The following is a 24760-nucleotide window of genomic DNA, read 5'->3' as shown; positions in this document are numbered from 1 at the left end:
TCACCCATGCTCCATGCATTAATAACTACAAAATATAAAAGGAGACGCAAATTAGCGTCTCCTTCCTAGATACTTAATAATTCCCGAACATCATCTTCACTTAAAGAGGACAACATTGTCTCTCCAGGCTGAATAACTTGATCAATAAGTTCACGTTTTTTCTGTTGTAATGCATAAATCTTCTCTTCAATTGTACCTTCTGTAACTAAACGGATAACTTGAACAACGTTTTTCTGACCGAAGCGATGGGCTCTTCCTGTTGCCTGGTCTTCAACTGCTGGGTTCCACCATAAATCATATAAGATTACCGTATCTGCGCCAGTCAGATTTAACCCCGTCCCACCTGCTTTAAGGGAAATTAAGAAAATGTCCTTTTCACCATTATTAAAACGATCACTCATTTCCACACGATCCTTGGAAGCTGTTTGCCCAGAAAGATAAAAGTAACCATAGCCTTCCTCGTCTAAACGATGCATAATAATCTCATGCATACTTGTAAACTGCGAAAATACGAGTAATCTCTTCCCATTTTCAATTGCACTTTTTATGGTATCCATTAGTTGTTCTAGTTTCCCAGACTGTCCCTCATAGTTTTCAATAAACATGGATGGATGACAGCATATCTGCCTAAGCCTGGTTAGTCCCGCAAGAATCTTCATACGGTTTCGATTAAATCCACTATCATTCATTGACTCGGTAGCTTCTTGCTGAACCTGTCTCAGGTAGCCAACATATAATTCCTTTTGATCCTTCGTGAGTTCGGAAACATGAACCGATTCAATTTTGTCTGGAAGCTCTTTTAACACATCTTTCTTCAAACGTCTTAGTATAAATGGTCGAGTAATCATTGCTATTTTCTCATTTGATAACTGCTTAAACTCCCTTTGCCCAGGCATAAGTCCTGGTAAAATAACCTGGAAAATAGCCCATAATTCATCAATTGAATTTTCTATCGGTGTTCCACTTAATGCAAACCGTCTCATTGCTTTTACTTCTCTAATTGCACGTGAGGTCTTTGTTGCATAGTTTTTAATATATTGTGCTTCATCTAATATCAGTGTTTGAAAAGTCATCTCTCTATATAGGTCGATATCTTGACGTAAAGTTGCATACGAAGTGATCCAAACATCGGCATTTTTTTGTTCTGCCATTCTTTGATGTCGTTCACTAGGGACCCCAGTCACAATTGCTACAGCAAGTTCTGGCACAAATTTTTCAAATTCATTTTTCCAGTTATATACAACTGAAGATGGAGCTACAATTAAGTGGGGACCTGATTCCACAGGTTCCGACGCAATATATGCAATGCTTTGAAGTGTTTTTCCTAAACCCATATCATCTGCTAAAATCCCACCAAGATGGTAATAACTTAGTGATTTAAACCATTGATACCCAGTTAACTGGTAGTTTCTTAATGAAGCATTTAGATTCTCTGGTAATTCATATTCTTGTTCTTCAGGTGACTTTAATTGATGTAATAATGTTTTAAATGCTGGGTCATACTTTTTCTTTGTATCAATTAATTCATCAATTTGTGTTCCACGGTATACTGGCATCTGAATATTTCCATCTTGCAAATCATTTTTGTGAATATTCATGTCCTGGAAGAACTGTTTTATGGAAGAGAATTCTTCCCCTTCTAATGAAACAAGGGCACCACTTTGCAATCTGTAGTACCTTTTCTTTTCAACAACAGCTTCTAACATTTGATGAATTTCCGCATCATCCACACCATCGATATTAAAGCCAATTTCCAATAAATTAGATGACGTTTCCAACCTGACATTTGTACTTGGAAGTGGCTCGTTTTCAACAATGAAGCTTCTAATTTCTGATGTTAAAAATAGTTCAACTTGACTGTCCAGTAGTGGAATGACATGGTAGAGGAAATCGTATAAATCCTCTTCATCATCTGTTTCTATATATAGATCCTTTCCATTATAATGGAAGTTTGCCTGCTCAATTAATTGCATAATTTGTTGTTCTTTATAGGTATCCCGTATGATAATGACATCGCTTTGTTTACGTCCGCTAAATGGGTCGATGAGATGTGAACCATAGTGATACTCTAATTTCCCTATGATTAAATCTGCTTTTAGCTCCAGATACATTTTAGCCCGTAGCGGTACTTGAATAATTTCTGCTTGCACCTTTTCCGATGCTTTGACATTACCAATCTTCCTTAATGAAGGGATAATTTCAGAAACAAAAGCATCTGCTTGATTCTTTTTAATTGGTAATTTCAAGTCACTTATCCCGAACTTCACAATCTGTTCAAGGATTGGTACTTGCTCTTTTTTAGGGAAATAAAATGTACCATTAGTAAATAACATTTCATAAGTTTTAAAATACGTAGCACCATTAACATCTTCCATATTTAATAATAATTCATCACGTTCATTCTTTGTTAAAGAAAATTGAAATGGTAGTGTATCATTCTCAATGGATACATGTTTATATTCCTTATCCTTAAAGGAGACAGTTAAATCTCGTTCGACTAATTTTTCCAAAAGCTCCTTCGCGATAATCGGTGGCACAATAATGGAGCGTTTATCATTCATGTTTCCTCTATAGTGGTAAAAGGTATATCCATTATAAATCTCTTCATTTCGTCCGATAGAATGTAGCATTTCTAGAATTTCTAAATCTTGATTTTCAAAGTAATGATCGTCCGAACTGTAGGTGAATTTCTTGGTGAAAAAGTAGTCATTACCCTCTAATATATTTTCTATAAAGTCGTAAGCTTCCTTTACTACATAGCGATGCGACTCACCGGCCTTCAACTCTATTAACAGGTTTCTGTCATAGGACCATTTGCAGAAATATTCCATATGTATGGCCTTTTTCCCTGGCAATGTATCTGTCATGCTATTATGCATAACAGCAGTATTTAAGGCTTGCATGAAACGATCCGTAATTTCATAGTCATATCTAGAAGGTTCATTCTTCTGATTGGATTCGACATTTGAGATACTAATCAACGTCGCAGCAACATGTTTGCACGTTTGATATGTTGCAAATGCTGGGCAGTCACAATAGGGCTTCAACGAACCTTTTCCCAATTCATTCATATCAATTTCTACAAAATAATCCTCAGATCCGTGAACCGTAGCCGTCCATACTTGATAATTGATATCATATAATAAGTCACTAACATTATTTCTTTGGTAATAATCTAGACCTCGTTTATATATATTAGCTGGAAATAAATTGCGGAGATTATAATCACTAAGCTTTTTCACAATACTAGTAACCTACCTTCTACGTTCTCGTTACTATCTATTTTAAACGAGATTTGTATGTTTGTTAAACCATTTGTCATAATAATAGGATGGGAATTCAAGGATAAGTTTATACCTTCCACTATAGAAAAAGGAGGGCATACCTCAACATGCCACCCCTTTAATATAATTGGCCGTTCAAAAAGGAGGATAAAAAGGACCAAGAAGTTCGAGGGCTGCGCAGCTTTGAGGAACAGAACGTATGAAATTAATACGTGCGTACCGAAAAGCAGGCATTCGTACGAAATTCGATGTGTCATTTTTACTGAGCTTTTTGAACATCATTTAATTTACTTGTTCTTCTACTGAACGATACCATTCTAGTGTTTCATCCGAATCATCACTATTAATAACATAGTAACTTTCATTTGTTTCTATTAACAAATAAGGACCGTTTAAGTGATGAATATATAATTTACCTTTCCCCAATTCTTCTACATCGAAATTCCCAATAAGACGATTCCCAAACCCATATCCATTTGTTCGTAGCTTAATTTCTGGTAATTCATCTAACAATCTTACTTCACTAATTTCACTCCAAGCTATCTGTTCCCCATATGGACCACTAATTTCTATTTGCCCAGATTCAATGGATAGCGTATTATCAATAAAACCTCTGCTGATTATAAAACCCACAATACCAATCGTAATAAATGCGGATATGGTACTTGACTGATACGCACCTCTCCGCCTTTCTTTTATTTCGTATTTTTGTATATAAACCGTCCCAATTAAAAGGAAGAATAAAACAAAAGCAATACACACTTCAAATGCATAATTTACACCGAAAACTTCAAAGATCAACCCAATAGTTAACAAATGAGCTGAGTAGAGTACTAATTTTCCGTTGGCCTTTATATAACCAGTTTTCTCAAGCTCTTTTATTTCTTCTGCAGTACGATTTCTTAATTTGGAGATAAAAAAATATTTTTGTTTCTTTAAAATGAAATATGCTGTTAAATACGTAAATAAGACAGCAGCAATAAGAATGCTAATTCCAATCATATTCATATAAAATGATTTCTCCTTTTATTCAGGTGCTCAGAACTATTGTACCATTCTTTTCGCCCGAATAAAAAGATATAAATACATGAACACGGATACCATAACCGAACCCGCACTAGCAAAATAAATCATCTCATATCCAAGAAAGGCTATTTGGCCAAAAGCAATTGCCCCAATCCCTACCCCTAAATCAAACGAGGAGAAGAATGTTGCATTTGCCATCCCTTTCCGATTACTTAAAGCCTTCTCGACCGCCCATGCTTGTAAAGCCGGCTGAACACTACCGAAACCTAACCCATACATGGCAGCTGCAATGAGTAACACACCTGTATTCGGCAGCCACGCTAAGAGAATCATTGCAAAGAATATCAATAGTGCACCAGGCAAGAATATATACTGATGGCCTTTTTTATCATAAAGTCTTCCCGCAAAAGTTCTTGAGATCATTAGAAAAATAGCAAAAACAAGGAAATATAGCTGGATTCCAGTAATCCCCTTCTCTATCGTATGTAGTGGCAAGAATGTTGCAATCCCTCCGAACGTTACAGTAATAAAAAGTAACAATATGGATGGCTCGATTGCGCTTTTTTCAAAGATATCTAGTTTTAATGTTGTTGTTTTCTCCTCTAATTTCTCAACTTTTTTATAATGAATTTTTGACGCCAACAAAATAGCGAGAACGGCAATCACTGTACAAATCGTAAAAAGTTGCGAAAATGAAATAACCCCAGCTAATGTTAGTCCGAGTGATGGGCCAAATGCCAGAGCAATGTTTCCTGATAAACCAAAGTAGCCTAAACCTTCTCCGCGGCGGTTTGCCGGAATAATATCCGTCGCTATCGTGCCACCAGCTGTTGTTGCAAATCCCCAGCCAACACCTTGAACAATTCGCATAATAAATAAGAAAACAATACTTGCAACTAATGCATAGGTGCCTATTGAAAGAATAAAAATAGAAAGTCCCAACAGATATACAAATCCCCTACCCTTTGACTCCAATGCATGACCAGCAAATGGACGAATCAATAAAGCAGAAAATGTGAAGATGCCGACAACCGCTCCAACTAACTGATCTCCCCCTCCAAGTTCTTTTACAAATAACGGAATAGTGGGTAGTGTCATTTGAAAGCTAAGAAAAACAAAGAAGTTCGCCATACAAATAAGGAAAAAATCCCGTGTCCAGATTTTACCAGGTTCTACTTTCGTTTGTAACCTTGATGCAGTTTCCATCCTTCGTCTCCCTTTCCTTCGGTACTCGAAATTTCTTATATTTCCAATTATACAATATAATCAGAAATAATTACACATAACCCTTCGACACTCGGTGCCTGTCACTTGTCGGAAATTAGCGGATATTGTCGAATAGAAAAAGCCAAAGGGAACAGACATCGGCGGTCTGTTCCCTTTGGCAATTTTTCATTAGCGATTATGCTACTACTACATCTTTTTTCACTTTATCTTTAATCATTGGTGTACGGTCTTTCAAGAATGGAATGACCCATCTGTCTAAGCCATATCTTCCAGCATTAAAGCCCGCTACGATCAAGAATACAGTAATTAATACCATTTGTGCATTTGTGCTTACTGTTCCACTGAATAGGAACGCAAAGTTCATTGTAATACCCATTAATGCTGCAAAGTTTGTGAAGATACCTAGAATTAGTGCTAGACCTACTAATACCTCGCCCCACATAACCATGAAACTAAATAGACCTGCATTTGGTAGTGCAACTGCTTCTAAAAATGCTCCCCACCAACCCTGAACTGTGGGGTTCGCTCCACCTGCATTAGCGATAGCCCCTTGAATAAATCCACTTGCATCAAAGCCACCACTTGTAATTTTCCCTAATCCACCTGTAAACCATGTGTACCCAATATAAACCCTTAGTACCGTTAAAATTGCTGCTGCTATTTTATTATTACGAATGAAGTCCATAATCATTATGATTAGCTCCTTTATTTTTGAATTTTTGTTTGTTAACTATTTCACAATATATTGTGTTGCTTGGTACATTTGTAGAATAACATAATTTAGCGATATAGAAATAAGATTGCTCACCATTTCACAATTTAGTAACAAGTTTTTGAATGAATTGTGAACATATTGAACATATAATACGTGGAAATAGTAATAACATCCTTTTCTAAATTAAATTTGATTATCTTGAAACCAAATTCATTTCCTTTCGTACTACAATACAGAGGGCTAAAGACCGATTTTGATTTAAGATTGAAAGGGTGAGAATATAATGGAAGTCATGTTAACAGTAGAAGGTTTAGAAAAGGCTTTTAAGGACAAACAGGTTCTAAAGCGGATTTCCTTTGACGTTCGTAAAGGAGAAATCATGGCAATACTTGGGCCAAATGGTGCCGGTAAATCAACAACGATACGTAATATTATGGGAATTATGTATCCAGATGCAGGGTCCATTACGTTTCATCATCATAATGGCAAGGATATTCCTCGTAATAAAATCGGATATTTACCTGAAGAACGTGGTTTGTATAAAAATGTAAAAGTAATGGATATCCTATTGTATTTAGCAGAACTCAAGGATTATCCACTTGATAAGGCAAAAGAACGTGCATTAATGTATTTGAAGAAATTTGATCTAGAGGGGAAAGAAAAAGTATCTATCGAAGAATTATCAAAAGGAATGGGACAAAAAGTACAGTTTATTTCTTCTATCATACATGAACCAGAACTTCTCATTCTTGATGAGCCTTTTTCAGGGCTTGATCCTGTTAGTCAAGAATTGTTCAAAGAAGAGATTCGAAATTTAGCAAACAACGGAACAGCCATACTCTTATCGTCCCATCAAATGAATTTAGTAGAAGAAATGTGTGACCGTTTGTTTATGATTCAACGTGGACAAAAAGTAATTTATGGAACATTAGATGAGGTGAAAACAGAGTATGCTAATTTCAAGTGTACGATTCATGGAAAGAACCAGATAAACGACCTAGAGCGTATTCCACAAGTATTGAGAGTCGAGCACGAAGACGACCGTTCCATTCTATATCTAGATAAGGATGTAGAGCCAACTAGCTGGCTTAAAAACCTTCCAGAATCTATACAAATCCAGGAGTTGAAAATAAACCGAATATCACTACATGAAATATTTATAGATATTGCTACAGATAAAAACCTCATTCAGGAAGAAGGTGAAGTCCTTGCGTAATTCTATGAAAATTGCAAAATGGGAAGTCAAACGCAACATGAAAAATAAAACATTTATTGTTGGATTATTCCTTACACCAATTATTATTGTTGCATTTATGTTTATCGGTACCTTGTTTGGTGACGATACGGAAGAACCTGAACAAACGATGGTATTTGTAAATGATCAATTAGATATTTTCCCTATATTACAAGAAGCGATTAATCAATCTGGTTATAACTGGGAAATGCATGTAACTGATATAGAAGAGTCAGAAGTGAATGCGGAATTAGATGGAAGTGAAAATACAGCATATATCTTTATCGATGACAGGGCACTTGAAACAAGCACAGTACCTGTTTACATGAGTGAAGAAATTAATCAATTTTTCATCAATCAAGTACAAATCTTAGAGAGTCCCATAAAAACAATGCAAATGGCAGAACTCGGGATATCTGATGAGGAATTAGCAATCGTATCAAGTAGTATCGTATTTGAAGATGCTAGTATGGAGGAAACAGCTACAGAAGAGACTGCACCATCAGATGCAGAAAGTAGCACAGAGTCCCTTGAACGTATGATTCCTGGTGCATTTGCTGGATTTATTATGATTTCTATTGTCTTTACTGGTATGGCTATTTTCCAAAGTGCCTCACAGGAAAAGAAGGATAAAATCGCGGAGATCATCTTATCTTCGGTTACACCTGCAGAATTAATGCAAGGGAAGATTATTGGCTACTTTGTATTAGGTATTATTCAAACCATTGTATCCATAGTAATCGTCTTACCAGTTTTAGCTTGGAGAATAGATTTCCCAATTATGGAGTATTTATTCGTTCCTGAGCTTGCCTTATTAATTGGAATCGCCATTCTTGGATATTTACTATTTGCATCTATTTTTGTTGGAATTGGAGCAACCATGTCAGATATTTCAACTGCTGGGAATTTCCAAGGGTTAGTAATGATGCTTCCATTCCTGCCGTTTGTATTCATTGGACCCGTACTCAGTGACCCGAGTGGTTTATGGGCACAAATTGGTACGTATGTTCCATTTACATCTCCAGGCGTTCTTTTACTTCGCCTTACGGTACTTGAAGAATGGCCATGGGTCGAAATTGCAATTTCACTAGCTATTCTAATCGTAAGTATCTGGATCTTTATGAAACTTGCTGGGAAAATATTTAAAGTCGGTATTTTAATGTATGGTAAAAATGCAACACCAGGTGAAATTTGGAAATGGATTCGCGCATAGAGTTATAGTGGAGCAACGCTTGTTGCTTCACTTTTTCTTTTGTAAAAGATTGGTAGTTTTTTAAAATACAAGTTGCGACGTAATAGATATAAAATGCGCAGTAACATCGAACTTAAAAAAATATCTTGCTTGTACTCTCAAGATCAATAAAGAATTATGAATGCCAATACTCAACGGAGCTATCAAGAATGAAATAGAGCAAAATCCTCATGAAATGAACTTGATAAGCTCTCTCAAGATTAAAATTGAGCAAAATTCTCATGAAATGAACTTGATAAGCTCTCTCAAGATTAAAATTGAGCAAAATTCTCTTCAAATGAACTTGATAAGCCTTCTCAAGATTGAAATAGAGCAAAATTCTCTTCAAATGAACTTGATAAGCCTTCTCAAGATTGAAATAGAGCAAAATTCTCTTCAAATGAACTTGATAAGCCTTCTCAAGATTGAAATAGAGCAAAATTCTCTTGAAATGAACTTGATAAGCTCTCTCAAGAAAATTTCCCAAATTATTGTTGCGCATTCTATATAAACAACGCCAAACCATACCTAAAGGATTTTGAAATCCGATAATTAAAATTTTGATTGTTTTGTGAATTTTTATTCGTTATAATGATGTTCGAAATGAATTACATTATTTTTATAGGGGGGAAGAATAGTGCGCGAGGGAAATGCACCTAAATCAATTGCTCTACCTTTAGTTATATCGGTTATCGCAATCTCCTTTTCAGCTATCTTTGTAAAGTGGTCTGATTCCCCTGCTACCATATCAAGTATGTATCGTATGTGGTTTGCAGCGTTACTTATGATACCAATCGTATGGGCAAAGAAAGAGGAGTTTAAAAAAATCAGTCAAAGAGATTGGTATTTTTTACTTTCTTCAGGATTATTTCTTGCGTTGCACTTTGCGCTCTGGTTCGGATCACTTAAATTAACTACAGTTGCTAGCTCAACGATTATTCTAGCATTGCAGCCAGTTGTAGCAGTTACCTTAGGTTTTCTGGTATATAAAGAAAGAACGACAACCCAAGCCATAACGACAATGTTTATTGCTGTTATAGGAGCAATCATGATTGGCTGGGGTGACTTAGCATTAAGTGGACAGGCGATTTTAGGAGATATTCTCTCCTTTCTGAGTGTCATTGCTGTTGTTGGCTACTTACTTATTGGCCAAAATGTTGTAAAAAAACTGTCCCATTGGATATACAGCTTTACCGTCTTTCTCATTGCAGCAGTTGCACTCACACTTTATAATATCGTTACCGGCGTCGCACTCGTTGGCTACGAATCAAGTGAATGGGGAATTTTTCTTTTACTCGCAATCGTTCCAACTATCTCTCATGTAATTAACAATTGGTTATTAAACTATGTAAATACAACAACCATATCCATGAGTATTTTAGGCGAACCTGTTGGAGCTTCTGCGCTTGCTTTAATATTACTTGGTGAGCGACTAAGCCTTATGCAAATTGCTGGTGGGGCTATCGTTTTAGTGGGTGTATTCTTCTTTTTAATTCAGCAGCAACGAAAACATACACACAAGGAAGCAGCAATGGATCATATTTAACTTACATGTTTTACAATTTATTTCATATATATCTAATAAAATACTGTTTAAATTAGCTACAGTTTCTCCTATAACTCTTACAGAGAGGCTCTTATCATATTAATTGTTACTATTGATAAAATGATGTGACGTAACGGAGAAATAATACATCTTCTTACCGTTCTATATCTTTTAGGTTACTACTTTTATCTAAAAAAAAGCAACAATCCTTTAGAAAAGAGCCTTCAGAGATGGTAAAGAATACGTTCTCTGATGTTTTCATTTAATTTGTATGGTTACTTGAATTTAATACCAAGGGGGATAAGTATGAAAACCGTTGTCATTCATGGATCAACCCGAATTAACGGGAATACGGAATACTTAACATACCAAGCCGTTCCTAAAGATAAAGGTACACATATTTACTTACGAGATCACAACATACATCCAATTGTGGACCAGCGCCATGCAGAAGAAGGCTTCGATAAGATAAATGACGACCTAAAGGATTTGATTGATATCATCCTCGAACACGATATTATCCTTTTCTCAACACCCATTTATTGGTATAGCATGTCAGGACCGATGAAAATATTTATTGATCGTTGGTCACAAATCTTAAGAGACCCAGAATATCCCCATTTCCGCGAAGAACTAAGGAAGAAAAAAGTTTACCTCATCGCAGTTGGCGGTGACAAACCTTCCATCAAGGGAATTCCGCTTGTCCAACAATTCAATTATATTTGCCAGTTTTACGATATGTCCTTTGAAGGTTATGTAGTCGGGAGAGCGAGTAAACCAGGTCAAATCGTTCATGATAAGAGAGCATTAAAGCAAGCTTCATTATTATTCGATACCTAAAATGGAGGGTGATCTATATCACCCTCCATTTTTTTCATGAAGAAATATATCTCTTAATCAGAAAACGAAGGCAATACGAAGCCTTTATAGTGCATGCCTTTACCTATACCTATGCTAATGGGCTGGTTTTATAATTTCCTACTTACCAAAAAAATCCAGTAACTACTTGTTTCGACATCTAATCCATTATATGATGTATAGTAAACATTCCTAAATCTATATGATTGTAAAAGGAGAAAATATGAAACTACTAAAATCATCTATTTACTTTGTTTTACTACTCCTCATCTTATTTAACCCAGATAGCATCCATGCGGAAAGGGCACAAACCTATGAGGTTAACTCTCCTGTTCTAAATGTAAGAAGCGAGGCAGCATTAAACGCAGAAGTTATCGGATTCCTTACAAAGGGAAACAAGTTAGAAGGATTCCAAGAAAAGTATGGTTGGGTACAAACCTATTACAAAGGGAAAGAGGCCTGGGTAGCAGAGCATCATCTGATCCCACTTACGAACCATAGTCAAAAAGAGAGCAACCCTGTCGAGACAAGTTCTTCTGACACAGTTACAATAACCGAAAGCATTAATGTTCGCTCAGGTCCTGGAACAAATTATTCCATCATAGGGTCTGCATATCCTGGGGAATCGTACGAGGTAATGAATGCGGACAAAGATTGGTATCAAATTTCCTATAATAACGGTTCTTCAGGCTGGATAGCATCCTGGTTAACGAGTGAAAGCTTACATTCGGAAAATTCTACAGCTGATCGTCAAAAAGGTAGCGAAGAAGGCCAGCAAACAATTGCTCATGGATCACTTTCAGGCGCTACGATTGTTCTAGACCCGGGACACGGTGGATATGATTCAGGTGCTATTGGGCTCAATGGAACATACGAGAAAAGTATGACATCCATAACCGCAGATTATCTTGCAGATGAGTTACACAATGCTGGCGCAAATGTAATTGTGACAAGGTCAGGAGATTACTTTGTTTCATTAGAAGAAAGAGCCAGAATTAGCAATTCCTATCCTACAGATGCATTTATAAGTCTACATTATAATGCGTTTCCGATTATATCAGCACAGGGAATTAGTACATATTATATCAGTCAGACAGGAAAAGCATTAGCAAAGCCTGTTCAAACAGCTCTTACATCATCAACAAACCTGTATAATCGAGGCATAGTACAGGAGAATTTCCACGTATTAAGAAATACGACTGCTCCAGCGATCTTGATTGAATTAGGGTTTATTACAAATCCATATGATTTAAGTGTTGTTCAAAATTCTTCCCATCAAAATACAGTAGCTAAGGCGATTACAAATGGCCTGATACAATACTTTAGTAACTAAAAAGATGCTGTCCTATATAGTAGGACAGCATCTTTTTAGATTTAATGTACAATTTTCCTCGGTTCCAAATGTATCACTTTTGTTCTTTCTTCATTGATTTCCTGTACGCCCTCTTGGAACCTTATGTAAATATATAGCTCTCGTAAAATTTCCTCTGCTGATACATTTTCCGGTAAGTCTTGAACCATTTTTAGAACTTCTTGTTTCACACTCACAGACCGATCCTCCTAGTATCCTTTTGTTACAGTATATCATTTCATCCTAGAAACCGCTCACCAAAAATACAACCATAGATAATTGAAGTAACTCATTCACCTAACTAAGCACGGCACGATCATCCCCAAATTGCATGCCTCTAATCCGCCTAAATTCATGCAAAAGGGCTTCAATGGCAAGTTTCTGTTTCTCTTCCCCATTTACATCAAAAATAATTTGGCCTTTATCCATCATGATTAACCGGCTTCCTAAATCTAATGCCTGCTGCATATTATGCGTTACCATCAAAGTAGTTAAACCAAACTCTCGAACCACTTTATCCGTTAAGCTCGTAATCAATTCGGCACGAGATGGGTCTAGCGCCGCAGTGTGTTCATCCAATAATAAAATATTCGGTTCTGTAAAAGTTGACATAAGGAGTGACAATGCCTGTCTCTCACCACCTGAAAGTAAGCCAACCTTCGCATTTAGTCGATCTTCCAAACCTAGGTTCAGCGTTGTTAAATAGTCCCTAAACAGTTCTTTACGCTGTTTGGTAACACCCAATCTTAATTTTCGTTTTTTATCTCGGGAATATGCCATGCTTAGGTTTTCTTCAATTGTCATTGACGGAGCTGTACCTGCCATTGGATCTTGAAACACACGACCTATATATGTGGAACGCTTATATTCAGGGAAATGCACCACTTGTTTTCCACCTATAAATACATCTCCAACGTCTGGTAGCAATGCACCTGAAATAATATTCATTAAAGTAGATTTCCCGGCCCCATTACTACCAATGACGGTTACAAATTCTCCCTTATTAAGTTCTAATTGAATATCGTTCAAAGCACGCTTTTCATCGGGGGTTCCTTCGTTAAAGGTAACAGATATGTGATTTAATTTAAGCATGGCCATCCCCTCCTGCTCTTAGTTGTGCTCTTTTTTGTATTCTGCGTTTCTTTTCTCTTCTTGTCTGAATTACTTTCGGTGTAACTAATGCAACGACAACGATAACTGCAGTAATCAACTTCATATCCCCTGCTTCTAGGAAGTCAACTTCTAGTGCCAGTGTAACGATCATTCGGTAAATTACGGCTCCAAGGATTACAGCTAATGTTGCTCGAACAATTGACTTTGTTCCAAACAAGGCTTCACCAATAATAATCGAAGCAAGGCCAATAACAATAAGTCCTAGTCCCATGTTTACATCCGCAAAACCACCAAGTTGAGCAATTAATCCCCCGGCTAGTGCCACCAAGGCATTCGAAATCCCAACACCTGTTATAATTAATGAATCTGTATTTGCAGATAAACTACGAATCATCTTCTTATTGTCACCAATTGCCCTCAGTGCCAAGCCAATTTCTGTCTTTAAATAAAAATCTGTTAAAAGTTTTATACCAATCGTTACAAAGATCATTAGGATAAGTATCGCCCATGTTCTAGGTATTTGTTCGATTCCTAAGAAGGAAATCATACCATTAAACAAAGAATCAATTCCCAAAGGCGCCCATACAGATTCTAGTTGATCAAATAATGTCGTTTCATTCAACATAGATAGTGTTGGCTGCCCCATCACTCGTAGATTAATAGAATATAAAGCTGTCATCATTAGAATACCAGCTAGTAAAGCGTTTATTTTTCCTTTCGTATGTAGGATACCCGTTAAACATCCTGCAATAAAACCTGCAACAGCCGCTAGTACGGTGGCAACAAAAGGCGGAATTCCATTAACGATGGAGAAGGCAGTAACGGCAGCTCCAGTTACAAAGCTCCCCTCAACCGTTAAATCAGGGAAATCTAGAACACGAAAGGTTAAGTATACGCCTAATGCCATTATTGCATAGATAATTCCTGATTCTACTGCTCCAAACATTGAAATAAACATGCTTCTCTTCCTCTCGTGTATTCGTCTTGGAGTATACAAAATTGATAGAGTCAGCGAAATTAAGCTGACTCTAATAGTTAGTCTATTATTCTTTGGTGTCTACAAATTGTGCAGTATCATCCCAGGCCGCATTCCATTCGATACCTTGTTCCTCTGCTGCACCTTTATTAATAAATAGTTGCATTTCAGGTGGAATCTCTGGAGTAATTTCACTCACTTCCTTTTCACCTGTAAGAATATCGATTGCCATTTCCCCTGTACGATATCCAATTGTATAATAATCGATTCCGAATGTGGCAAAGCCACCCTCACCAAGAGAGTTGGGTTCTCCAACAATGAGTGGAATATCTTGATCATTTGCTACCCCAACGACACTCTGAAGAGCAGAAACAACCGTATTATCCGTTATTATGTAAAATACATCTACTTCACCAACTAATGTCGTTGCAGCTTGTTGCACTTCAGCAGAATTTGCTACTGTACGCTCAACTACAGCAAGTCCAGCTCCCTCTGCAGCTGCTTTAACTGCATCAACTTGTGTCACGGAATTTTGCTCCCCGGCATTATAAACAGTCCCGATTGTCGCTCCAGGAAAATGATCCTCTATAAAAGCAATCGTTTCTTTAATGGCGTCCGGATGCAAATCCACTACACCTGTAATATTATCTCCTGCCTCTTCCATCGACGGAACAAGTCCAGCATCTACTGCATCGGTTACCGATGTGAATACAATCGGTATTTCAGAAGTCGCTTGCAATGCTCCTAATGCACTTGGAGTAGAATTTGCAAAGATTAAATCTACGCCATCAGCAACAAACCCATCCGAAATTGGTTTTACATTGTTCTGATCATTTTGTGCAGTTTGAAAATCAAATTCAGCTTCGATGTCAGCATCGGAGAAAGCCGCTTGAAAACCTTCGAATGCACGATCTAAGGATGGATGCTCTACTATTTGTGTTGCACCAATTTTATAAACTTTTTCAGATGACGAGTCATCCCCTGATGAAGCCTCTTCTCCCTCAGACCCACATGCTACTAATAGAAAAACAAGACCTACCATTACGAATACTTGTACAAGTCTTTTCATCTCCACTTCCCCCATTTACAGTGCTAAAGTTTCTAAATATTTAAACGTGATTATAACACATAAATTAATAGACTTCTATGATTTATTTAATTTTTCCGAATTTGATTAACCAGCCCTATTGATACACTTTAATCATACATGTCCCTTAAGCCACCCATACCACATTATCTTGGCGATTATTTATTTTAGGACATAAAAAATATCCACCAGCTACTGTAGGCGAGTTGGTGGAGTGTTTTTATGTCCTTTTCGATTTATTTCAGCGAACAGATCTTCTTGCTGTTCAGGGGGAAGCATTTGCTTATTTAATGCTTTCAACTGCTCATTTCCTGTTTCAAGTTGATTATTTTGCGCTAGTAATTGTTCCATCAAACCTACGAGTTGTTTAAATTCCTTTTTTGTTACTGGTTGAGCATCCTCTTTAAGTACCAAGGCTACTCTCCCATTCGCCTCCAATGTTGCCCACTGGACATCTTGAATTCGAGTCACACTTTGCTGACGCAAGTTCATTTCTAATTGATCAACAGTTAATCTAAATCTTTTTAAATTTTTCTCTTGTATGATGCCATTTTCAATGAGTACCTTTGATTTCCCTGTGATCACACTTTCAAATATATCGAACTTTATTTGTGCGTATTCCATAGTAATTAAAGTTAATACCAAAATAGCACCTACACCCAAAGTCGTCCAAATATTTTCTCCTGCAACTGGTTGAATAAGTAATGACCCAATTCCAATCATTATTACAGTTTGCGTCAATGTCATTTGAGAAATGGACTTTCTTCCTGCTATCCGGAGTAAGAACGTTCCCCCAACAACAATGATAATAGCCTTCCAAATCCAATCCCATTCCATGTCAAATCACCTCTCTTTCGTACTATTACGTTTTACCAAAGAAGGAATTGTTATCCCCCTAATTTAAACAGGTTAATAATGACGAAAAAAAAGCTGCCAGGATAAAATTAACCAATCCTGACAGCTACTATTATTTATTCATACTAGCGAAGAAATTACTTAACGGATTTTCCTCTTCAACAGCAGGTTTCTCCTCGTGTTCCAATTCTATGGAACCAAGGTCCATGCTATCTAAATCCTCATTCATATCTTGTTCATCCACATCAATCGCTTCATCAAATGCTTCATCTTGAGGGAAGATTTCTTCATAATTTTTATTGCTATTTAGAGATGCGAGTAATGCCGTTGCCCTCATCGGATCACTAAGAAGATGATACAGAATGGTACCAATTAACGCTTCAGAGTGCTCATGCTTGAGCCAACTTTTTTGTTCCTTCGTCAGTTTTTTCGGAAGTGGGATCGTAATAGCTTCTCTATCCTTAGCATAGGTTTCACCTACACCCTTCAAAACAAAGTTTGCTATTGTACTGGAAAAATTACGCCGTTCCGTTTCTTTTAACTTAGTCAACTGCTTTAGAAGATAGTCTGGCGTGTCAGAGGGGACACGAAATGTAATAGATTGTCCCCGTTCGATATTTTTCATTACCATGCTCTCACCTTATTTTGCCTCTGCCGCTTGTTTTTCCTTATTGTCTTGCTTATTATTCCTTGCAAAGTCAGTGATTAGCTTATAATAAGCATTGGACATCATCCAGATGCTCTCTTGTTCATCTTCAAAGAACTCAATATTAAAGCCATCTAATTTATTGTTTAATGCTTTAATATAATCTTTTAAGACAGCAGAACCACCACCAACAAAATAACAAATCTCAGATTGGGAATTTTTTGACCAGACATTTCGTAAGAAGCGATATTCCTTTTTCGCGAGCTCTAGTAGAATATGGTCGGTAATATCATGGACATTCGTTCTACTACCTTTTACCATAATATGATGTCGGTCGTTATTACGTGTGATAATATCTACAACATCACGGCGACTATCTAATTCCACGCCATGTCTGGAGCGGATTTCTTCACGAATTTGTTCAAGTGACTCGGAAACACCTAAATTAAATCCTTGCGCCTTATCGTCATCAACATTACTGTTTCTAATGACTGCAATATCTGTTGATAAACCACCAATATCCTGTATTAGTATCTGTTTATCTAAAAGTTCTTTATTGATTACTTTTAAATCATTATCCATCACCAAATTGATATATGCCGCGAATCCCTCAGGATATACTTTTATTTCTTCAAATTTAATATTTACTTTCTTCCCTTGATATTTTGGAGTGACCAAAAACTCAACTTGGTGGACAGAGCCAATTAACCCAGAACGATATCCTACATCCTTTCCTTCCTTTACCTCACGCAACGGAAGTCCAGTGCCTAATGTATAAGTTGCATCAACTACACCGTTTTTCTCTTTAAAGTCTGCTTCACTAACTGCATCTAACGCTAATGCAGAAAGCAACATTACAATTGTCTGATCTTCCTCTGATTTACTACTTCCAGGATCTAGTTCTTGTGAGTTGCTCGTTTTTGTTGCTAGATTCCCAACGCGATAAATCACACCGTTTTCCTCTAAAGCAGGGGAGTGAACACGAATATGTATATTATCAAGGACATCTTTTTTATCTAGTTCTTCAATTCCTATTACAGGACGATCTTCTGAATCTGGTGCGACGATGTTTGGAATATAAAGTTCATTTTCTAATTTACCAAAAATCCCCTTTAGTGCATCATTTCCAACATCTACTGCTGCAATTCTCGACTTTGTCATTTTTTAAGACTCCTCTCTTATCTTAACTCTACTATCTATTATAGATTACTAGTTTTCCTCTCGTTTGACAATCAAACTATTTACGCATTCTTTTTTGTATACATGTTTTCTTTTTGTATTCACTATAATATCAATGTGTGTACTACTTTGTATACAAGAAAACATTTATGTAAACAAAACTACAAAACTTGTTTACAAGTATACTTTATTGTATACGAATGATATTCAGCTTCCCTTCCCTACTTTTAGTACAGTAATTTAAATAGAAGGAAAATTATATTTTATTCCTATCTTCTGTTACTTTATGGTATTATAGGAATGAACTAAGAACATATATCTAGGTATAATGGCGGGTTTTTTAAATAGATTTCACGTATTACGATAATTAACATGTTAAAATTCGTTTAGAAAGGAAGCATTATAATAAATGTTACGACTTAAGCTTTATATATTCAGTTTGTTTATTATAGCTTTTGCTGTTGCACTAGCATCTGGCCCCATTCAAATCGATATCATGCTATATGTAAAAACATTAACTGTTTATATTATTTTCACCTGCCTATACTCTCATTTAAATACGATCTATAAGAGTGGAAATGTAAACATCGAATACGGAATTTCATATGGATTATCGTTTGCCATGTTCACAGGCCCTTTAGGAGTATTTATTTATGAACTAATTACTAGGTTTTATACTTATTTTCAACGGAAATATACAAATAACGCTGATGAAGATGAATTATTACATAGCTTTTATAATAGTGGAGCACATGCATTAAATCACATCATAGGCTTTTATCTTTTTCAATACTTTTCACCAATTGTCAGTCAAAATGGAATAGGCTATTGGGCATTGATTGTCATCATTGTTATTTTCCTAAACCTTCTATCGGATCTTTATCTTAGCTTTTTCTTTTACCTAGTAGGAGATATTACATCTTTCAAAGACGTAATTGAATTTATAAATAGTAGAAGCTTTAACGACACGTTAAAGAAGGCTGTTTCTAATGGATTATTATTCATCTTCCTTCTTTCACAACAATGGAGTGTGTTAATTGCCCTCTTTGTCTTAAATTATCTAGTGAGTCGTTCATTCATTATTAAATCACAAAATAAACAACACAAATTGGAGCGTGATCGCTATGAACAAATGGCTTATACGGATTTCCTATCTAAGGTCCATAATAGAGCATATATGAACAAAATAATGGATGAGCTGAACTACTCGAATGAACATGTAGCAATTGTTGTTACGGATATTGATACATTTAAACGAATTAATGATACATATAACCATACAGTAGGAGATCATGTTATTCAGCATTTTGCAGGCTTACTTAAAAATTGTTTAGCTGAGAAAGATTATTTATTCCGAAGTGGTGGAGAAGAATTTACGATGATTTTTAGAAGTAAAAGTTACAAAGAATGTTTGGAATTAACCAATCAAATTAGGGAAGATGTTGAGAAAGCTACAGTAATTACAGAATATCAGGCTAAAACAATAAATCTCTCATATACTGCCTCTTTCGGTCTTTATTACTATAAAGCAACGAAAGCATTAAATATAAAAAAAGCATATACTTTTGCTGATGACTTACTGCTACAAGCAAAAGGCCATGGAAAAAACAAGATTATTAGTAAAAATGGATTAGCCGAACTTCCACTTTCATCCGTATATGGGAAGTGATAAGCACGTTACTAACTTCTAACAAGTCCATTATAAAAACCGTGCCATTACTTAAATTGACACGGTTTTATTAGAATTTGCTTATTAAACTGCTTTTGACTTTTTAATTTGCTTACTTCTTAATTGACCACATGCAGCATCAATGTCTGCTCCATTTTCCCAACGAACGCCACAGTTAATTCCTTGGCCTTTTAAGGTTTCAAAGAATTCCTGAATCGAACTTGACTCACTTCGCTGGTAATCAATATGTTCATCAACCGTATTATATGGAATTAAATTAACATATGCTAAATGACGATGATTATGGAGTAACTTCGAGAGTTGTATTGCTTCTTCCTTATGGTCATTAACGTCCCGTAGCATAATGTATTCATACGTAATACGGCGATTTTTCTTCTCTAAATAGTAATCAACAGCCTTCATTAGTTTTTCAATAGGAAAGGCTTTATTAATCTTCATAATACTCGTCCGTAACTCATTATTCGGTGCATGAAGTGATATTGCTAGATTTACTTGAAGATCCGTATCTGCAAAGTCATATATCTTATGTGCAAGTCCACTTGTCGATACAGTGATATGTCTAGCTCCAATGTTTAGCCCTCTATCATCATTCATAACATACAAGAAGTTCATTAAATTATCAAAGTTATCTAATGGCTCCCCTATTCCCATGACAACAATGTGACTAACACGTTCATCCTTCCCAACGGAATCAAGATGCTTTTGAACGTTCATAATTTGTTCTACAATCTCTCCGCTCGTTAAATCACGACTTTTACGCAACAATCCACTTGCACAGAAGGAACAGCCAATATTACAACCAACTTGGGTTGTTACACAAACCGATAACCCATAGTGGAATCGCATAAGCACTGTTTCAATTAAATTACCATCCGCAAGTTTGAATAGGAACTTAATTGTACCGTCTTTTGATTCCTGCCTGATTTCTTCATCTAATGTATGCAATACAAAGTTCTCACTTAATAGGTCTCTTGTATCCTTATTTACATTCTTCATATCATCGAAGTTTGAAATACGCTTCTTATAAAGCCAATCCCAGACTTGGTCAGCACGGAAACGCTTCTCACCATGCTCCATTAACCATATTTTTAATTCATCGTACGTTAATCCATAAATGGACGTTTTGCTCATTATTAACCCTCATTTCGATTCATTTCATTCTATAGTACATCATACGCCATTTAACGCCCCTGTGGCAAATTGTAAATTGTGGATATCCTGCGTTAGTATACTACCCTTTCCATAGCCTTCGATGTCTGTATTTATTTATGCAATATAATCATTGGATAAAATAAAGTGCTCTTTACTTCGTATTTGCTGATTTTTGTATAGAGTGTTGATCTCTTTAATTCAGAGTTTTCCTAAATACACCGTTCCGGAAAGACACTTCGCTTTCCACGGGCGGCTGGTGAGCCTCCTCCGTGCTAACGCACTACGCAGTCTCACCTAGGCCTATCCTCCCGTAGGAGTCTTCGTGTCTTTCCTCCACTAAGCTCCTGTTCTACTTGATTTCCACAACAAAACGATGCTTTTGGGAGGAAAAACTGCCCAGAACGTAATTTTATGTTCGATAGCTTTAATAACATTTAGAGCACTCAATATAGCGTAGGCAGAATGCGCAGACTCCTGCGGGAACAGCGCGTGTCCGAAGACCCCACAGGAAGTGTTCTTCTTCCGAGGAGGGCTGAGGCCGTGCCCTAAGGTCCGCGAAGCATTCTGCCACAGCGAATTACAGCACATAGCATTAATAAGTGTAAGCGAGAGCTAAACAATACTGAATTAAGTTAGTCTACACTTTATATCAGCTACTACTTAAATATCATTACTGGAAAAAGATCAATATTCTACTAGAAAGCACAAAAAAAAGCCTCTTTACACATGAACATGAAAGAAGCTCCGAATCTAAATCTAAATATATTCATGCAAGCTATTTGTTTCTTGTCGCGTTCTAGAGTTAGAACGACGTGATCGATAACTAAATAACTCCATGCCATCCTCATTAATTGAGAATGCATATCCAGGTGGTACTTGTTTTATTAATTCATAAGGAGTAATGGACTCATCCTCTCCATTTTCTATTATAGAATCATTCATATAGGTCTGAAACCAATCTTTATTTAGTTTCTTTTCTACATAGGGAAGTTTTAATAGGGCTACCATCCTTGTACAAAATGCGAACCTTTCAAAATCCAAGTAATAATACAGCAATTTACTTCCTGAGTAATCCCTAGCACCGAACATCAATTGCCTTCTATCATCCCATACAACAAAAGAAAATGCTCCTTCTAAATATTTAGGGGTTTCTTCCTCCCACTTTTGATAGGCAAGTAGAATTAACTCTATATCGATTGTTTTACCCCATTTATCCGGTTCCACTTGCAATCTACCACATAATTCCTCTTTGTTGTCAATATTACTATCAGCTACAATCATTACTTGCCCATCCGTATCATAATGGAAATTCATAGGAATTGCGCCACCAAGGAATATATTTTGCTTCTGCCAAAATACCACATCAGCTTCTGGAAAGTCATGTAATGCTTTCATAAGTGAATATCCATGACTTCCAGGTACAGATGATTGATTAAAATGATAAATACCTGTAATAGCATGCATCAAGTATTGCCCCTTTCCAGTAATGAAAAAATAGTCCGATTATACGATGAAACAATCATTACCCATTTTCCTCTACATGTTTTTGATTTTGCCATTTTGCAAACTCAATAACTGTCCTTAACTGTTGTAACTCATGTGACTTAACACCCGATTTTTTTAATTCCCGTACAAACTCCGTCCATTCATTCTCCTGCTCCTGATTACGCATAGTGTTTACGGATATAAGAGAACTAACTTCGATCGCTAAAACCGTAGCAATTCGTTCAATAATTTGTATAGAAGGATTTTGATTTATATTACGCTCTATGTTGCTTAAATATGACTTTGATATATTTGCTCGCTCAGCGCAATCCGATAAAGTCATTCCTTTGCTCTTTCTTATTTTTTGTATCTTCTCTCCAATCATTATCAGGTACCCCTTATTCTATTAAAAGTATATTTCCTTTCTTATAACCCTCTTTAGAAACTTTATAACGAACATTAAAACTAATTTTTCCCCGACTAATTCCTAATCCTGTTCTCTGTGTACCTACATTTTTTTGCTCAAGGTTGATATAAATTGTGGACTTATATAATTCAGCATTATATGTAGCACGTCGTTCCGGAAAGACATTTCGCTTTTTTCGGGCAGCTGGTGAACTTCCTGCGTGCTAAGGCACTCCGCTGTGAGCGGGCTTTGCTCTTGATGAGGCTGAGGCCATTCCCTAAGGTGCGCGAACTGCCCGGAACGGAAATCAACATTGCACTTACTCAGAAATTTATATCTTTTACTTCCCAGCATATTTCTTGGAAAAAGCACAATCCTTTAATAAAAAGCCTTTCATATACATAATCACTATTTACTCTTAGTATCAGTTTAGTTCTTTATAAAGAACTAGTCAAGTATGGAAATCCAAAACGAATAATTGGACTCCATCATTCGAAATCATTATCATGTCTTAATAAGAAGATAATTTAAGGAGTGAATATCAATATGATGAAGAAATTCAATGATATACCATTATCTATTCTTGACCTAGCACCGATTGTTCAAGGGAGCAATGCTACAGATTCCTTTAAAGAGAGTGTTGAGCTTGCCCAAAATGCAGAAAAATGGGGATATAACCGTTATTGGTTAGCGGAGCATCACAACATGCCAGGAATTGCGAGTTCAGCAACGTCCGTACTTATCGGACATATTGCGGAAAAGACCAATCATATGCGAATTGGCTCTGGTGGGGTTATGCTGCCTAATCATGCGACGATTGTTATTGCAGAGCAATTTGGGACACTTGAATCCCTTTATCCTGGGCGAATTGACCTTGGTTTAGGGAGAGCACCTGGAACAGACCAACAAACGGCATACGCTTTACGACGCACATTACATATGGGACCTGAAGATTTTCCAATGCAAGTAAATGAATTACAAGATTACTTCTCAGACAATCCTGTTTCCCGCGTACGTGCCGTTCCAGGGCAAGGATTAGATATTCCTATTTGGTTACTAGGATCAAGCGACTTTAGTGCACGACTTGCTGCGGAGAAGGGATTGCGATTCTCATTTGCCAGTCATTTTGCACCAGCTTATTTACATGCTGCGCTACGATTGTATCGAGATAACTTTAAACCTACGGAAAAACTTGAAAAACCTTATGCCATGATAGGTGTGAATGTTATCGCTGCAGATACGGATGAAAAGGCCAATTACATTGCCTCCTCTCATCAACAACAATTTTTAAATATTCGTAAGGGCATTCAGACAAAACTACAAGCTCCCGTAAAAAATATGGATGAAATTTGGTCACCAATGGAAAAAGCTGCAGTAGAGCAGTCACTTGACCCAAATACTACAATTGTAGGTAGCCCAGCTACGGTAAGGCAAAAACTAGAAAGACTTCAACAATCAACAAAAGCTGATGAAATCATTATCAGCTCACAGATCTTCCACTTAGAAGACCGTTTACGCTCTTATGAAATTGTCTCAGAATTAATGAACTAGATAGAAAAGCGGAAGCAATCTAGCAGTTCTACCATGTCGAACCGCTAGATTGTCATGAGGTACAGAAAGTCCACTAATAGCACAGAATTTACTACATTCCTAACTAAAAAGAGGCTGTTATTTGGTCTACCAAATAACAGCCTCTTCT

General features: G+C 36.6%; 22 protein-coding genes. 8 read left to right on the top strand and 14 right to left on the bottom strand.

Annotation, left to right across the window (positions count from 1 at the left end; genetic code table 11):
* Positions 1 to 65 precede the first annotated feature (65 nt).
* The 4 genes from D8M05_RS08770 to D8M05_RS08755 all read right to left on the bottom strand — a co-directional run bounded on the left by D8M05_RS08770 (position 66) and on the right by D8M05_RS08755 (position 6228).
* Positions 66 to 3242 (bottom strand): DEAD/DEAH box helicase, encoded by a 3177-nt coding sequence (locus tag D8M05_RS08770; protein WP_121130754.1) that lies wholly within the window; start codon positions 3240 to 3242, stop codon positions 66 to 68.
* A 324-nt stretch (positions 3243 to 3566) separates the two neighbouring features.
* Positions 3567 to 4292, bottom strand: a complete 726-nt coding sequence (locus D8M05_RS08765; protein WP_121130751.1) for a DUF3784 domain-containing protein — start codon at positions 4290 to 4292, stop codon at positions 3567 to 3569.
* 36 nt (positions 4293 to 4328) lie between these two features.
* Positions 4329 to 5516, bottom strand: a complete 1188-nt coding sequence (locus D8M05_RS08760) for an MFS transporter (RefSeq protein ID WP_121130749.1) — start codon at positions 5514 to 5516, stop codon at positions 4329 to 4331.
* 196 nt (positions 5517 to 5712) lie between these two features.
* A complete protein-coding gene (locus D8M05_RS08755; protein WP_121130747.1) occupies positions 5713 to 6228 on the bottom strand; it encodes a DoxX family protein in 516 nt (171 codons plus the stop codon).
* 307 nt (positions 6229 to 6535) lie between these two features.
* Between D8M05_RS08755 and D8M05_RS08750 the strand changes: the two genes are divergently transcribed.
* The 6 genes from D8M05_RS08750 (at position 6536) to D8M05_RS08725 (ending at position 12454) form a co-directional block, all read left to right on the top strand.
* Entirely contained in the window at positions 6536 to 7468 is a 933-nt protein-coding gene (locus D8M05_RS08750) for an ABC transporter ATP-binding protein (RefSeq protein WP_121130745.1), read from the top strand.
* Positions 7469 to 7505: 37 nt separating this feature from the next.
* A complete protein-coding gene (locus D8M05_RS08745) occupies positions 7506 to 8699 on the top strand; it encodes an ABC transporter permease (protein ID WP_342772250.1) in 1194 nt (397 codons plus the stop codon).
* A 160-nt stretch (positions 8700 to 8859) separates the two neighbouring features.
* On the top strand, positions 8860 to 9228 hold the full coding sequence (locus D8M05_RS08740) for a hypothetical protein (protein WP_121130741.1): 369 nt from the start codon (positions 8860 to 8862) through the stop codon (positions 9226 to 9228).
* A gap of 126 nt (positions 9229 to 9354) precedes the next feature.
* Entirely contained in the window at positions 9355 to 10263 is a 909-nt protein-coding gene (locus D8M05_RS08735) for a DMT family transporter (RefSeq protein WP_245985271.1), read from the top strand.
* Between the two features lie 306 nt (positions 10264 to 10569).
* Positions 10570 to 11103 (top strand): flavodoxin family protein, encoded by a 534-nt coding sequence (locus D8M05_RS08730; protein ID WP_121130737.1) that lies wholly within the window; start codon positions 10570 to 10572, stop codon positions 11101 to 11103.
* Positions 11104 to 11344: 241 nt separating this feature from the next.
* On the top strand, positions 11345 to 12454 hold the full coding sequence (locus tag D8M05_RS08725) for an N-acetylmuramoyl-L-alanine amidase family protein (protein WP_121130735.1): 1110 nt from the start codon (positions 11345 to 11347) through the stop codon (positions 12452 to 12454).
* Between the two features lie 41 nt (positions 12455 to 12495).
* Here D8M05_RS08725 and D8M05_RS20160 read toward each other — a convergent pair whose 3' ends face one another.
* From D8M05_RS20160 to D8M05_RS08695, 7 genes are all read right to left on the bottom strand, one after another.
* Complete coding sequence (locus tag D8M05_RS20160) at positions 12496 to 12669, bottom strand: hypothetical protein (protein WP_183072739.1); 174 nt, start codon at positions 12667 to 12669, stop codon at positions 12496 to 12498.
* A 100-nt stretch (positions 12670 to 12769) separates the two neighbouring features.
* The gene (locus D8M05_RS08720) at positions 12770 to 13564 is read right to left on the bottom strand and encodes an ABC transporter ATP-binding protein (protein WP_121130733.1); all 795 of its coding nucleotides are present in this window, start codon (positions 13562 to 13564) and stop codon (positions 12770 to 12772) included.
* Entirely contained in the window at positions 13557 to 14543 is a 987-nt protein-coding gene (locus D8M05_RS08715; protein WP_121130731.1) for an ABC transporter permease, read from the bottom strand. The genes D8M05_RS08720 and D8M05_RS08715 overlap by 8 nt, the downstream gene beginning before the upstream one ends.
* Before the next feature lie 85 nt (positions 14544 to 14628).
* The gene (locus D8M05_RS08710) at positions 14629 to 15630 is read right to left on the bottom strand and encodes an ABC transporter substrate-binding protein (protein ID WP_121130729.1); all 1002 of its coding nucleotides are present in this window, start codon (positions 15628 to 15630) and stop codon (positions 14629 to 14631) included.
* Between the two features lie 210 nt (positions 15631 to 15840).
* Entirely contained in the window at positions 15841 to 16485 is a 645-nt protein-coding gene (locus D8M05_RS08705) for a DUF421 domain-containing protein (protein WP_121130727.1), read from the bottom strand.
* A 130-nt stretch (positions 16486 to 16615) separates the two neighbouring features.
* Complete coding sequence (locus D8M05_RS08700) at positions 16616 to 17134, bottom strand: hypothetical protein (protein WP_121130725.1); 519 nt, start codon at positions 17132 to 17134, stop codon at positions 16616 to 16618.
* A 9-nt stretch (positions 17135 to 17143) separates the two neighbouring features.
* Positions 17144 to 18310: a ParM/StbA family protein gene (locus tag D8M05_RS08695; RefSeq protein WP_121130723.1), complete on the bottom strand. Its 1167-nt coding sequence runs from the start codon at positions 18308 to 18310 to the stop codon at positions 17144 to 17146.
* A gap of 427 nt (positions 18311 to 18737) precedes the next feature.
* Here D8M05_RS08695 and D8M05_RS08690 point away from each other — a divergent pair, with 427 nt between their 5' ends.
* Entirely contained in the window at positions 18738 to 19997 is a 1260-nt protein-coding gene (locus D8M05_RS08690; RefSeq protein ID WP_121130721.1) for a GGDEF domain-containing protein, read from the top strand.
* Between the two features lie 84 nt (positions 19998 to 20081).
* On the opposite strand, the gene rlmN is transcribed toward D8M05_RS08690, so the two are convergent.
* The 3 genes from rlmN to D8M05_RS08675 form a co-directional block, all read right to left on the bottom strand.
* Complete coding sequence (gene rlmN / locus D8M05_RS08685) at positions 20082 to 21149, bottom strand: dual-specificity RNA methyltransferase RlmN (RefSeq protein WP_121130720.1); 1068 nt, start codon at positions 21147 to 21149, stop codon at positions 20082 to 20084.
* Between the two features lie 777 nt (positions 21150 to 21926).
* Entirely contained in the window at positions 21927 to 22634 is a 708-nt protein-coding gene (locus tag D8M05_RS08680) for a class II glutamine amidotransferase domain-containing protein (RefSeq protein ID WP_121130718.1), read from the bottom strand.
* 58 nt (positions 22635 to 22692) lie between these two features.
* A complete protein-coding gene (locus D8M05_RS08675; protein ID WP_121130716.1) occupies positions 22693 to 23040 on the bottom strand; it encodes a helix-turn-helix domain-containing protein in 348 nt (115 codons plus the stop codon).
* A 567-nt stretch (positions 23041 to 23607) separates the two neighbouring features.
* On the opposite strand from D8M05_RS08675, the gene D8M05_RS08670 reads away from it, so the two are divergent.
* Positions 23608 to 24612, top strand: a complete 1005-nt coding sequence (locus D8M05_RS08670) for an LLM class flavin-dependent oxidoreductase (RefSeq protein ID WP_121130714.1) — start codon at positions 23608 to 23610, stop codon at positions 24610 to 24612.
* Positions 24613 to 24760: the final 148 nt, after the last annotated feature.

Origin of the sequence: Oceanobacillus bengalensis (genome assembly GCF_003628445.1) — a bacterium.
In the GTDB taxonomy this organism is placed as follows: domain Bacteria; phylum Bacillota; class Bacilli; order Bacillales; family Amphibacillaceae; genus Oceanobacillus; species Oceanobacillus bengalensis.
The sequence above is the reverse complement of the archived record's forward strand: the minus strand, read 5'-3'. Positions and strand labels throughout refer to the sequence as shown.